The 13228-nt window shown below is 39.2% G+C and carries 13 protein-coding genes; 5 read left to right on the forward strand and 8 right to left on the reverse strand.

Features of this window, described 5'->3' with window-relative positions; translation table 11 throughout:
* Positions 1-47: 47 nt before the first annotated feature.
* Positions 48-881: a S1-like domain-containing RNA-binding protein gene (locus JWR87_RS01680; protein ID WP_297814821.1), complete on the forward strand. Its 834-nt coding sequence runs from the start codon at positions 48-50 to the stop codon at positions 879-881.
* Here the strand turns inward: JWR87_RS01680 and JWR87_RS01685 are convergent.
* The 6 genes from JWR87_RS01685 to JWR87_RS01710 form a co-directional block, all read right to left on the reverse strand.
* Positions 862-2865, reverse strand: coding sequence for a PAS domain-containing sensor histidine kinase (locus tag JWR87_RS01685; RefSeq protein ID WP_297814822.1), 2004 nt, complete (start codon positions 2863-2865; stop codon positions 862-864). The genes JWR87_RS01680 and JWR87_RS01685 overlap by 20 nt on opposite strands.
* A 318-nt stretch (positions 2866-3183) precedes the next feature.
* The gene (locus JWR87_RS01690; protein WP_297814823.1) at positions 3184-3870 is read right to left on the reverse strand and encodes an SRPBCC family protein; all 687 of its coding nucleotides are present in this window, start codon (positions 3868-3870) and stop codon (positions 3184-3186) included.
* A 15-nt stretch (positions 3871-3885) separates the two neighbouring features.
* Positions 3886-4743: an SDR family oxidoreductase gene (locus tag JWR87_RS01695; protein ID WP_297814824.1), complete on the reverse strand. Its 858-nt coding sequence runs from the start codon at positions 4741-4743 to the stop codon at positions 3886-3888.
* An 82-nt stretch (positions 4744-4825) separates the two neighbouring features.
* Positions 4826-4990 carry a hypothetical protein gene (locus JWR87_RS01700; protein WP_297814825.1) on the reverse strand — a complete coding sequence of 55 codons (165 nt, stop codon included), beginning with the start codon at positions 4988-4990 and terminating at the stop codon, positions 4826-4828.
* A 178-nt stretch (positions 4991-5168) separates the two neighbouring features.
* A complete protein-coding gene (locus tag JWR87_RS01705; protein ID WP_297814826.1) occupies positions 5169-6002 on the reverse strand; it encodes a response regulator in 834 nt (277 codons plus the stop codon).
* Positions 6003-6016: 14 nt separating this feature from the next.
* Positions 6017-7411, reverse strand: coding sequence for a sigma-54 dependent transcriptional regulator (locus tag JWR87_RS01710; protein WP_297814827.1), 1395 nt, complete (start codon positions 7409-7411; stop codon positions 6017-6019).
* A 196-nt stretch (positions 7412-7607) separates the two neighbouring features.
* On the opposite strand from JWR87_RS01710, the gene gatC reads away from it, so the two are divergent.
* The 3 genes from gatC (at position 7608) to JWR87_RS01725 (ending at position 9683) form a co-directional block, all read left to right on the forward strand.
* Positions 7608-7898, forward strand: coding sequence for an Asp-tRNA(Asn)/Glu-tRNA(Gln) amidotransferase subunit GatC (gatC, locus tag JWR87_RS01715; RefSeq protein WP_297814828.1), 291 nt, complete (start codon positions 7608-7610; stop codon positions 7896-7898).
* A 381-nt stretch (positions 7899-8279) separates the two neighbouring features.
* Positions 8280-8996, forward strand: coding sequence for an ABC transporter ATP-binding protein (locus JWR87_RS01720; protein ID WP_297814829.1), 717 nt, complete (start codon positions 8280-8282; stop codon positions 8994-8996).
* 126 nt (positions 8997-9122) lie between these two features.
* Complete coding sequence (locus tag JWR87_RS01725) at positions 9123-9683, forward strand: cob(I)yrinic acid a,c-diamide adenosyltransferase (protein WP_297814830.1); 561 nt, start codon at positions 9123-9125, stop codon at positions 9681-9683.
* A gap of 38 nt (positions 9684-9721) precedes the next feature.
* On the opposite strand, the gene JWR87_RS01730 is transcribed toward JWR87_RS01725, so the two are convergent.
* On the reverse strand, positions 9722-10402 hold the full coding sequence (locus JWR87_RS01730; protein WP_297814831.1) for an ABC transporter ATP-binding protein: 681 nt from the start codon (positions 10400-10402) through the stop codon (positions 9722-9724).
* A 164-nt stretch (positions 10403-10566) separates the two neighbouring features.
* Between JWR87_RS01730 and JWR87_RS01735 the strand changes: the two genes are divergently transcribed.
* A complete protein-coding gene (locus tag JWR87_RS01735; RefSeq protein WP_018611350.1) occupies positions 10567-10788 on the forward strand; it encodes a DUF2795 domain-containing protein in 222 nt (73 codons plus the stop codon).
* A 490-nt stretch (positions 10789-11278) separates the two neighbouring features.
* Here the strand turns inward: JWR87_RS01735 and JWR87_RS01740 are convergent.
* On the reverse strand, positions 11279-13228 hold a 1950-nt coding region (locus tag JWR87_RS01740), incomplete at its 5' end, for an ABC transporter permease (RefSeq protein ID WP_297814832.1).

Here is a 13228-nt window from a genome sequence, read left to right on the forward strand (position 1 = left end):
ACGCGGGGAGATTAGAAATGATTATAACTTTGATAAACGAAAATGATATGATAAAAGTTGGGGAATATAACGTGCTGAAAGTTTTGCGTGAAGTAGAATTTGGTTTTTACCTCGATGATGGAGCCGAGGGAATTTTGCTTCCAAAACGTTTTGTGCCTGCAGGTCTCGCAGTTGGAGACGATTTGAATGTTTTTATATACCATGACTCCGAAGGAAGGCTGATTGCTACAACACAACATCCAAAAGGTGTGGTGGGAGATATTGTGAAGATGAAAGCCATTACAGTTACTAACCAGGGAGCTTTTTTAGATTGGGGATTGATGAAAGACATCTTTGTTCCCAAGAGCAAGCAAGTAAGCGGAATGCGGCAGGGTGCAGAATATCTTGTAAAAATTTACATAGACGAACAAACAGGAAGAGTGGCGGCGACGGAAAAGATTGAACCTTTCTTAAGTAATGAACAACTTACAGTTGCAGAAAACGATTCCGTTGATCTGATTGTTTATCGGCGTACCGATATTGGGTATCTGGTTATAATTAATAATGTACACACGGGTGTATTACACTTCAACGAGATCTATCAGAACATTGGGGTCGGCGACAAAATGAAGGGCTTTATAAAAACTATTCGACCAGAAAATAAAATAGATGTAGTTGTTGGTAAACAAGGATATGAAAGGGTAGAGGATGAAGCGAGTAAAATTTTTCGTTTGCTGAATGAGAATAACGGGTACTTGCCATATCATGATAAATCTAACCCTGAAGAGATTTACGACTTTTTTGGAATGAGTAAAAAATCTTTTAAAATGGCAGTAGGCAGTTTGTTTAAACAACAGAAAATAACACTGGCAAAAACAGGCATTAAGCTGTTGGAGAGTTAACAGGTGCGTGTTTTTCAGGGAGGTAGATAGTAAAAATTGAGCCGCTACCTAACTTACTTTCTACATAAATGCGCCCATAATGTGTGTCCGTTATTTTCTTGCACAGTGCAAGGCCGATACCAGTACCTTCATAAGATCTGCTGTGTAAGCGCTGAAAGACCTGGAAAATTTTCTCATAATACACCTCTTCGAAACCGATCCCATTATCTGCTATCGATATTTCAAAACCTTCGAGTTTCGGTATGCAGCTAATGTTGATTTCCGGTTTCTTTTCTGGCTTTGTGTATTTTATACTATTGCTTATTAAGTTTTGAAATAATTGAGTCATTTGTACCGGGATGGCTTCTATTACCGGTAACACATCCAACTTAATCAATGCTTTTTTGGTTTCGATCGTTATTTCAAGATCTTCCAATACCCCCCCGAGAATATTATTAAGATCAGTTTTAACGAAGAGATCATTATCTGATGCTACGTTAGAATAAGCCAACACTGCTTCTATAAGACTTTTCATTCTGCCCGCCGATGTATGAATTTTTCCGATATAACTTTTAGCCTGGTCAGTTAAGCCGTTTTCATCTTTTTTTATTAAAGCATCACTAAAGGTTAAAATCTTTCTTAAAGGTTCTTTAAGGTCGTGAGAAGTTAGCCAGGCGTACTGCTCTAACTCCTTGTTCGACTTTTCAAGCTGATGCCGCTTGTTTTCGAGTTCAACTTCGTTTTTCTTTTGTTTACTTATATCGCGCAAAAAAGCAATGAAAAGATCTTTTCCGTTCTGGATTGAGTGCGAGACAGTCAAAGAAATATAAAATTGATTGCCGTTTTTATGTACTGCCGGAACCTCAATTGTTTGATTCAGAATTTTAGCCTCTTTAGTAAGTATGAATCTTTTCATCCCGTTGGTATGTGCTGTTCGTAAAGCAGGCGGAATAATAATATCAGTGAGCTTTTTGCCGGTTGCTTCCTCTTTTGTCCATCCAAAAATTTCTTCTGATTTCGGATTCCACAGAATGATCCGGTTTTCTTTGTCAATTACAATTACTCCATCAGGAGCATGTTCTATAATGTCGCGCAGGTTTCTTTCCTGGTCCGCTAGTCTATCCAGGTAAAATTGTATCTGCTTTTCCTGCTTTAATTTGGGAGTTATATTGTGAAGTAAAGCAGTAGTGTATTCTAATTCATCACCTTTATACTTATAATTTATTGAACCTTCAACTGAAATTTCCTCGCCGTCAGATTTTAAGAAGTTTATTCTTACAGCGACTGATGTTTGTCTTTCTTCAAATGTTTTTTTCCTGATAGCTTTAAAGCTTTCTACATCATCTGGTTTAATGTATTTAAAAACAGGCTGCCCTTTTAGTTCTTCCGGCTTGTATCCTAAAGTAGCTGACCAGGCATTGTTTACATAAAGAATGCAACCATTAGCATCAGCAATATGAATAAGGTCGCTCGCATTTTCGAAAAGGCTGCGGTACTTCTCATCGCTTTCGAGCCTTTTTTTGTAATCTTCTTTTCTTATTAAGTCAAGTATGCCTAATGCCATTTCCTGCACCTGTTTGTAAAAAAGGTCAATTTCGGCAAAGACCTGGGTAGCTACGGAAACATCAGTAGTATAATATGGTAGAAAAGATTGAAAAGAAATTTTTTGGGCAGAATAAATTAATGTGATGTCTTTTAGTGATATGGCCTCCCTTGGAATATTTGGTAAGAGGTTTTGTTTCCATTGTTTAAGGTTTTCTCTAACATCTTCAATTGCCTTTTCGTTTTCAATTCCTGTCAGTAATTTAACGATGCCTGCTCTTGCATGTGCTAATAATTGTTGTTCTGACAGGTGCGAGAAGAATTGTAGCAACGGTACATTGTAAGAATGAAGACTCATTAAATAAGAGGCCACAAAATCTTCCAGCTTATTCTTAAAAACAAAACCTGCATAATGCTTTAAATACAAGCTTTGATATTCATCTGTTTTTTCGTCTAACGGCATTTCTCGTTTTAATTACTAGTAAGATAGTAGAGGGTTAAAGAAGTATAGCATAATTAAATGAAAAAGTTCGAAGCTAGTTATTTGCATTGCAAAAGTTTTACGAAATCAAAAAAGATAATAAATGGCAGGACGGTTTTCTTTGCAGAAGTTGAAAATGCGGTCCAAGGCTTAGTGGCAGAATAATGAACAAAAGGTACAAGGGTGCGACGCAACAAAAGATAAATAGATGTATAACGCAGGCTACAGGAAATTTTAAAAAAAACGGACAACGTTTATTGTTGTCCGATTTTATTTCATCTTGTCTTTTGGTTCTTATTTCTATTCTATTGTTGCAATATCGCCTGCCTCTATGTATCGTTTAAAGCCTTTGATGTCTTTTATAATCATCTTTTTTACCATTGGGTTCAACAGCGATGCAAGGCCTTCGCCTACATCGCCAAAAGGAGCACGATAGGTAATCACTACATGCAACTCGGTTCCGTAGCCATCTATATCTCTAAACTCAACTTTTCCTGCGTTGTGTATAGTGGCGCCAGGCAATGAATTCCACCCGAGCAATTCCCCTTCGATTTCTTTTACGATTTCGGCGTCCCATTCAAATGTGCCCAGGTGCGCGGGGATTTTTGCTGTCCAGTGTGAACGTTTATCATCCAGTACCTCCACCTTATCAAGATGTTGCATAAACAGGGGAAGGTTGCTTAGCTTCCTCCAGAAATTATACACTTCCATTCGTGGCCGGTTAACAGTCACCTTTGTAATGATGTTGATATTTTTAACTGTATCAGGAAGTTTATGTTTGCCCGTAAGGCTATAAATAGCGTCGTGACCGGTGGCACCCCTGGCGAAAAGGTATAGCCCTCCCAAAGCGGCAGGAAGTTGAAACTTTGTTTCGCCTTTTTTAAATGCCTGGTAAATCAGGAGCGAACCTCCAATTATCGAGACTATCCGTTCAACTTTACCAACATTAACCGACAGTTTTGCACCTGTCTCAGAGTTTGTATTCATGTTGTCAATTTTAGTTTACGTATTTAAAATGTATCCACCATTGGGATGTAAACACTGGCCGGTAAAATAACTTGAGTCTTCAGAAGCAAGAAACACATAGCTGGGTGCTACCTCAGCCGGCTGCCCCGCTCTCTTCATCGGTACTTCCTGTCCAAATTCATCAAGTCCTTTATGCATGGTTGATGGTATGAGCGGGGTCCAAATCGGTCCGGGAGCAACGGCGTTTACCCTAATTCCTTTTTCTGCCAGTTGTAATGCGATTGACCTTGTAAAAGCTATAATAGCACCTTTCGTAGAGGTATAATCAACGAGTAATTTGTGTCCTTTATAAGCATTTACAGAAGCGGTATTTATAATAGATGCTCCGGGTTTTAAATGTTGTAGCGCCGCCTTACTTAAATAGAATTGCGCATGTATATTTACCTTGAATGTTTCCTCCCATTGTTCTGCAGTAATTTCAGAAAAGTCTTCTTTAGGCACCTGAACGGCTGCATTGTTTACAACAATGTCAATCTTTCCAAATTCTGCTAATGTCTGTTTTACTATATCCTGGCAGTTGGTTTCTGAGCTTACATCAGTCTGAATAAGCAAAGCACGTCTACCTTTTTCTTCAATCAGGCTTTTGGTTTCTTCTGCGTCTTCTTTCTCAGCACGATAAACAATTACAACATCTGCACCTTCGCGTGCAAAATGTACTGCAACGGCCTTTCCGATACCACTGTCTCCTCCCGTAATAATAGCTACCTTATCCTGCAGCTTTTTTAGCTGGCGATCATAGTCCCTTTCATACACCGGCTTGTCGGCCATTTCCTGCTCGCTATTGACACTCTTGTCAATCTCTTTTTCAAATGCATGTTCGCCTGAAGTAGCCATATAGAATTTTTAATAATGACATTTAAAAAGCGTGTTTACATGTTATATGACCTTAATGTAAACTGTAGATATTTTTGAACACTCATTTACTTGTATCACTAATAATTAGTGACCCTGTATCAAAATTTGGTAGCCTTGTACTGTCTATAGCTCCTTCCCCGCTACTATTCTTCTGGTCCATTCCACCTTTGTCATCGTTTGGACCGCAACTATAAACTGTCAGTGATGCAGCAATTATTAATGCCATAACTCCTTTTTTAATACGTTTCATAAGACGACAGATTTATATTTAATTAAGAATAAAGAAAAAAATCGTTCCATGCCCCGGCAGTGATAGGCGGTATAAAATAAAAAAGACTGCAATGTGCAGTCGGAAAACAAAGAGAATGTAGCGTCGTTTATTGAAGCAAGAAAGCGTGACAGTACTATAAAGAGAAATCTGCCTTTAATTGTACGGCTACTTTTTTAATAACAGTATCTACATGCAGAGCAAGTTTTTTAATTATTTCAGTATTTACTCGGTTTTTTGCATCAACTTCTATAGCCCGAATGTCTTTTATAATAGCGTGCATATTAAGGCTGTCAATGGTAGACTTTAGTTTATGGGCCAGTTTCGAAGTTTTATCCCATTCACCTGCTTTGGTTGCCTCAACCATTTCTGTACTTGTTGAAGGGATGGTATCGAGGTAAATTTTAGCCAGGGCAGTAAGAAAATCCGTATTCCCGCCAGCGATCTCTTCCAATTGTTTTAGATCGTATAAATTTTCTTCGTCTGCCTTTTTTGTTTCCGCTTTAATTTCCACCTTTTGATAACTCATTTTTCTTCCAAACGCGCCTTCTTTTCGCAAGACTCTTTCAATTACTTCGTACAAATCACCTTCTTTAAAAGGTTTGGTTAAAAAATCGTCCATTCCCGCCGCCACGTATTTTTTCTCTTCACCCTTAAGCGCATTGGCAGTTAGGGCGATAATAGGAATGTTTTTCTTTTTATAGTCAACGAGGTTTCTTATTTCGGTTGCCGCTTCTATGCCGCTTTTTTCGGGCATCTGAATATCCATTAATACCAGGTCAAAGTCTTCGTCAGTTAAAAATTCAATAACCTCATTACCTGTTGAAGCAACCTTTGTTTCCATTCCCCAGTACCTCAAAATTCCTTTTGCCAGCAACTGGTTTACTTCATTGTCTTCTGCCAGCAACACTTTTAGCTTACCAAGAGAAATGATGTGTTGATGGTCAATAGTTGAATAAGTCTTTGTCATTATCTCCTTCGTGTTTAATTCATGAAGCTTGCTTCAAATGAATATTTTTTATTTACAAAAACCTCTTTGTTTTGAATCATTCTGTAGATGGTTGATTTACCTACGTCTAATTTTCTTGCAACTTTTAAAACATCGTAGTTATACTTATCAAGATAAAACTGGATGAATTTAATCGTAAACTCTTTAAGCGTTACTTCTTTCAACATAAAATCGCTGCTCATATTTTGCGATACTACGTTTAAATGTTCTGCCTCAATTTCTTTTTCTTCAGCCATTACACAAGCCAGGTCAATAACCGATTTCAGTTCACGTACATTGCCCGGAAAGGCATGTCCCATTAATTTTTTCTTTGCTTCGGTCGATAAGTTTTTTCTTGGTAGTGCATTTTCCTTGCAGAAGTTGTCCATGAAATGTTTTGCAATAATCAACACATCATTTTCTCTTTCCCTCAAAGGGGGAAGGTGAATAGGCAGGCCTAAAATACGATAGTATAAATCTTCTCTAAATGTTCCGCTTTTTACCATTTCAAGCAGATTTCGGTGTGTAGCTACAATAATACGAACATCTATTTTAACTACTTCGTTGCTACCTACTCTTACAATTTCTTTTTCCTGCAAGGCACGCAATAATTTGGCTTGCATATTTATGTCCATTTCTCCAATCTCGTCCAGAAAAAGTGTTCCTTTCGAGGCTTCTTCAAACTTACCAATACGTCGCGCTATAGCCCCGGTAAAAGCTCCTTTCTCGTGGCCAAACAATTCGCTTTCCAACAGATCCCGGGGAATAGCTGCAAGATTTACTGCTACAAATGCAAGGTTTTTACGGGGAGAATTATAATGTATCGATTTTGCCACCAGTTCTTTACCTGTTCCGGTTTCGCCTGTTACCGATACCGTTATATTTGTGCGGGCAGCTTTTTCCATCATACTAAAAACCCGCTGAATAACAGGGCTGCTACCAATAATTCCATTACTGAAATCGTATTTTCTTCCTACTTCTTCCTTAAGCGTTTCTATTTCCTGCTTTAGCTCAATGTTTTCACGAAGGTTAATAATGGTATTCCAAAGTTTGTCTTTTGCATCTTCATCTTTTACGATATAGTCATTTGCACCTTTTTTTAATAAATCAAGTGCAACCTTCACATTTTCCTGTCCACTTAGTATAATAACTTTAGTGTCGGGGCTTGTTTCTTTAATTTGCTTTAAAAGCTTGTCCCCGTTCATATCAGGCAGAGAATAGTCGAGCGTTACAACGTCGGGTTTTTCATGCAGTCGTGATAGGAAGGATTGGGCTGTATCGAATTTTTGGATGACATAGTCTGGATTAAGTGACAGGTAATACTCCAGCATGGAGCTATACCATAGATCATCCTCTACGATAAAAACCTTAAAGGTCTTTTGGTTTTTCATATACCTATTAAAACGAAAAAATATTTAAGGTATTGTTTATCATTTGCCATTATGGGAAAAATAGTCATCGGGAGATACCGTGTTTTTATTGGAAACAGATTGGTATTATAAAAAGTCTTCACCAATAAGGTGCACTTTCCCATATTCTGACTAAACTTGCCTGTAATGGTTATTTTTGTTTTATAATTGTTAGTTTATGGAGGTAAATGATGAATTGGTAGAACAACTGTCAACACTGGCGAGGCTGACTTTTAAGCCCGGGGAAAAAGAAGGAATAAAGACCGATCTGCAAAAGATGATTTCTTTTATTGAAAAATTAAATGAGCTTGATACCACAGGTGTAGAGCCATTGCTATTTATGAGTGATGAAGTAAATATATTACGAGACGACGAGGTGAAGGGCTCAATAACAAGGGAGGAAGGATTGCTGAATGCGCCTTTAAGAGATGACAGATTTTTTAAAGTGCCTAAAGTGATCAGAAAATAAGTAAAGTCATTGAGGCACTAAGTCAAAGAGGGAAGAAGAAACGAGGAATTTTGTGGAGCCGAGCCCCCGGAATTTCTGTTAAACATTGTTGCGTCGCACACTTGTACGACATAAAAAAGGTCACCGGCAATAATTTCATTTCATCTAAAGCCCCTTTAGCGCAATGTTATTTAGTTAAGGATTTGTTTGCCCTGTATGGGCATCCTGTTTATAAAAAATGGAAGCCAAAATTGTTAATCACTCCGTAGGAGTGGCCTGTTAGCAGCAAGCTCCGGTGGAGCTCTAAGAAGTTCTATTTAAATGTTTATATAAACAGGTAGCCTCCTCTGGAGCTTAACTAAATAACATTACCCTTTAGTGGTTTGGGGTAAATTCTTACTTATGAATTTGATTATACATCTGGACAATATCAGGAAAAGTTACTTTATGGGAAACCAGGCCATCCCTGTGTTGAAAGGTATCGATCTCGATATTTTTAAAAATGAATATGTAGCGCTGATGGGCCCCTCCGGGTCGGGAAAAAGTACGTTAATGAACATTTTAGGATGTCTCGACAGTCCAACTGCCGGCTCATATATCTTAAATGCAAAAGACGTAAGCAAAATGCCTGACAACGATCTCGCGGAAGTGAGAAATAAAGATATCGGATTTGTGTTTCAACAATTCAACCTGTTGCCACGTTTAAATGCAGCGGAGAATGTGGCGTTGCCCTTAGTATATGCCGGAATTCCGAAAAAAGAAAGAACCGAAAGGGCGATGGAAGTGTTGGCTAAGGTTGGTCTTGCTGACAGAAGTCATCATAAACCAAATGAAATGAGTGGCGGACAAATTCAACGTGTGGCAATTGCACGGGCTTTAATAAATAACCCTGCTATCATACTTGCAGATGAGCCAACAGGTAATCTTGACAGTAAAACTTCTGTGGAAGTAATGGATATTTTCAACAAAATACAGCAGGCGGGTAACACCGTCATTCTGGTTACACACGAAGAAGATATTGCTAAGTATGCTAAGCGAATAGTTAGGTTGAGAGACGGTGTTATTGAAAGCGATACTACAAAAAGCACTCATATGGCCAGCGAGGCTGTGCCTCTATAGCTTCGCTTCTTTGCAGGCGAACAACGATAAAAAGTACAAAAATTTCACGCAACAATTGCTGCACCCTTGCCGGGTGTTGGGCACCAACCAACACTATTTGTGGCAGTGTAATCAAAACAAACTACAATGGCTATTAAGATTTATACTAAAACAGGAGATAAGGGTAAGACATCACTTATTGGAGGAACTAAAGTGCCAAAAAGCAATATTCGTATTGACAGTTACGGCACTGTCGATGAGCTAAACTCGTTTATAGGTCTTGTAAATGATCACCTGCAAGACAACCGGTTAAAATCGTTATTAAAAGAAATACAGGACAGGTTATTTACCATAGGATCGTCTCTGGCCTGCGACCCGGAAAAAGAGCCCTTGATGAAGATTCCGGATTTAAAAGAAGCGGATGTTTTGATGCTGGAGGAAGAGATAGATACAATGAATGAAGTGTTGCCTGTTATGAAAAACTTCATTATTCCCGGCGGTCATGTGGCCGTTTCAACCGCGCATATTGCACGCTGTGTTTGCAGAAGAGCGGAACGGCTATGCGTACAAATAATGGAAGCAGGAAGTTTTATTGATCCGTTGGTTATTAAATATCTTAATCGCCTGAGTGATTTTCTTTTTGTGCTGGCTCGCTATATTGGCCACATGCTAAATGTTGAAGAAATTGCGTGGAAGGCTCGAGTGTAAAGGATTAAAGCCTATTGTTGGTTTAAATCCTTTACCGATCAAATAATTGTCGCTTCTTCGCCTACGGCATCAATTATTTTTCCGTCCTTCATATGGATCGTTCGATCGCTTACTGCTGCCAGTTCTTCATTATGTGTAACTATTAAAAACGTTTGGTTGAACTGAGCGCGAAGTTGAATAAACAATTCGTGCAGCTCTTTTGCATTTTTGCTATCAAGGTTGCCGGTTGGCTCATCAGCAAAAATAATTTGAGGATTATTTATAAGGGCCCGGGCAATTGCTACACGCTGTTGCTCTCCGCCGCTAAGTTGCTGTGGCTTATTTTCTAACCGGCCATTTAAATGTAGTGTTTCCAATAGCTGGGCTGCTCTTTCGGTTACTTCTTTTTTCCTTTTGCCTGCAATCCACGCCGGAATGCAAACATTTTCCAGCGCATTAAACTCAGGCAGCAAATGATGAAACTGGAAAACAAAACCGATGTGTTCATTTCTAAACCTTGCCAACGCTTTACCCCGTAAGGTATCTATCCGTTGATCTTCAAGGTAAATCTCCCCCTTGTCGGCGCTGTCTAAAGTGCCAAGGATGTGTAGAAGTGTACTTTTGCCTGCTCCAGATGAACCTACAATGCTTACAATTTCTCCTTTAACTATGGTAAGATCAACGCCTTTTAAAACCTCCAACGTTCCGTACTTCTTAAAAATATTTTTTGCTACCAGCATGTAACGTCCTTATGTGAAAGATATCAATAAAATACAAACGTACATGTTACAACGTTAGGGCCGTGCTTTAAAGCGAAATTTTAATATAACAAGCCTTTGCACAAGGTTGATTTGGTTATATCAGATATACCCCTACATTTGCAAAAATTTAAAACACATTAAAGATGTTTTGGACACTTGAATTAGCCAGTTACCTGGAAGAAGCACCATGGCCTGCGACCAAAGATGAGCTTATTGATTATTCCATTCGCTCTGGTGCACCTATTGAAGTGGTTGAAAACCTCCAGGAGTTAGATGATGAAGGGGAAGTTTACGAGAGTATCGAAGACATCTGGCCAGATTACCCAAGCCAGGACGACTTCATGTTTAATGAAGACGAATATTAAAGAATACCTGAAAAGAGTGTATTATAATTTAAAGCCATCGTACAAGCGATGGCTTTTTTGTTACGATTAGCCGTAAGATTTTATTACTGCGCTTTTTCTTGTAATAGCTCAAATAAGTTTTCTGCTGTTACGTTTTGGTGTTTTTTTGGATACCATCATTTGTTCTTTGTTCGACATCGTTGTGTCACTCACTTGTACGGCAAATCTTTTTTCATCGCCTCATCCACCTTCTCCTTCTTTTCGGAGAGAAGGAGCGGCGCTTTAGAATATTTTTACGCATTTTATCTTTCACATCAGCTTATTCATCACGTTTTCCCATACATCCCAACTCGGGCTTAGTTATGCGGTTTGTACTTAGGACACCTTTCCTTCTTCTTATCGAACAGAAGGAGTAGCGCTTCAATAATCTTAAACATTTTATCTTCCACATCAACTTCTTCCATCAAGTCTTCCCACAAATCCCACAAATCCCATAAATCCCGGTTCAGACCTACTCCGTCCTCAAACTCTCCACCGGATTAGCCGTAGCCACCCTAAATATTTGCGAACTAATGGTGATTAATACCAGGGCTAACAAACCAAGAAAACTGAAGATCAAACTGCCAAAACCTATATCAATTCGATTGGCAAAAATGTGGGTGAACATAAAGCCTAGGACGTAAGCGATTGGCATCGCTATCAAACCAGCAATAATCACCAGCTTTAAAAAGCTTTTAGACAATAATGAAATAATGGTCGATACTGAAGCACCCATTACTTTGCGAATGCCTATTTCTTTGCGTCTCGTTTCTGTGTTGTATATCACCATTCCCAACAAGCCAAGACAAGCGATGGTGATGGTCATAAAAGCAAGAAAACCGAGTGTGGAGACAGTATCTTTTGCACCTTGTCTTTCAAGCTGATCTTCTTTTAACCAGCTACTTTTAAATGGCTGTTGCGGAGCATTCTTTTTCCAGATCTTTTCTATTTTGGATACAACTGTTGAATTGGCTTCATTTGTTTTTACCAATAGAAAATTGACATTATCCGGGCGGTTACGAACCACTAACGGAGTTAGTTGAACCGCCAGCGTTTGAAAGTGAAAGTCTTTCAGCACTCCTGCAATTTGCACTTGTAAAGTATCGTTTAACCAGGCTGTTTTTCCAACGGCATCGGCGGGGGTTTTAAAATTAAGCGTGCGGATAGCTGTCTCATTTAGCAGCACATATTTTTCATTTGCCGAAGTGTTTTCAGGGAAGTTTTCTCCTGCCACAATTTTCAAATCCATCACCTTTATAAAATTCCTGTCTACATCGTAATAATTTGCTCCCATTGCCTGCGCACCCGGTTGCAACTTAATGGGTATGTGGCCTGATGAATTTCTTCCAAACGTGGCTGAAGTGGCGGTTACGTTTTGCACCCCGCTTACTCTTTCGATCTCTGCAGAAAGTATTTTCGGATCGGCTCCATCTGTCGGTACGACCAACAAATTGTCACGGTCATAGCCAGGATCAGCGTTTGCGATGAAGCTAAATTGTTGGGATGAGATAGATGTAAAGATGGTAGTGACAAGCGCCAGCGTGAACTGCACGACGAAGAGTCCTTTTCTAAACCTATTGCCCCCAAATAACTTTATGTTGGACAGGTTTTTAAGAACTTCAACAGGTTTGAAAGAGGAGAGGACCCAGGCCGGTAATGAGCCTGCAAGCAATCCTGTAAATAATGCGAATACTATAAACCAGCCATAAACCCCGTTGTTCAATCCAGGTTCAGCAGGCAACATCTCGCCCATGAATGGAGCGTATTGTCGTAAAAGGTGTAAAATAATCCATGCTAGGCCTAGCGACAGAAATGCTATTAAAACTGATTCGAGAATAAACTGGTAGAATACCTGGTAACGTGCAGCTCCAGCCACTTTGCGGATGCCAACTTCTTTCCCCCGGTTTAGTGAACGGGCAATAGAGAGATTGGTGTAATTGAAGCAAGCCGATAATAATATGATGAAACCAATCAAAAGTGGACCAAGTGTTTTTTCCATTGACCCAACATTTCCAAAAGCATTCATCAGTTCTTCACCCAGGACGATTTTGTTGAAGCGTTGCGCTTCGAATGCTATATTTTCTTTGCCCTGTAATTTTGTTGTTTTAACCAGCCCTGCCGTTACCTGTGATAACGCTTTGTCCAACTGTTTTTTGTCAGCGCCCTCTTTTAGTTGTAGGTAGGTATAAGCATGAATTTGTGCATCCCATTTATCCATTGCTGGTGTCAACTTACCTGATTTTTCAAGAGAGGGTACAGAACTAAGTGACAGGTAACCTTCAAAATCAATGTGAGATTTTCCTTTTGGAATGTCTAGTACACCTGTAACCTGGAAGTCTCCAAGTTTGGCCAGTTTTATTGTTTGTCCTACCGGGTTTGCATTGCCAAAAAATTTCTCTGCTGTTGTTTTGCTTAATACAAC

It is taken from the genome of Segetibacter sp. (genome assembly GCF_025963695.1).
Lineage (GTDB): Bacteria > Bacteroidota > Bacteroidia > Chitinophagales > Chitinophagaceae > Segetibacter.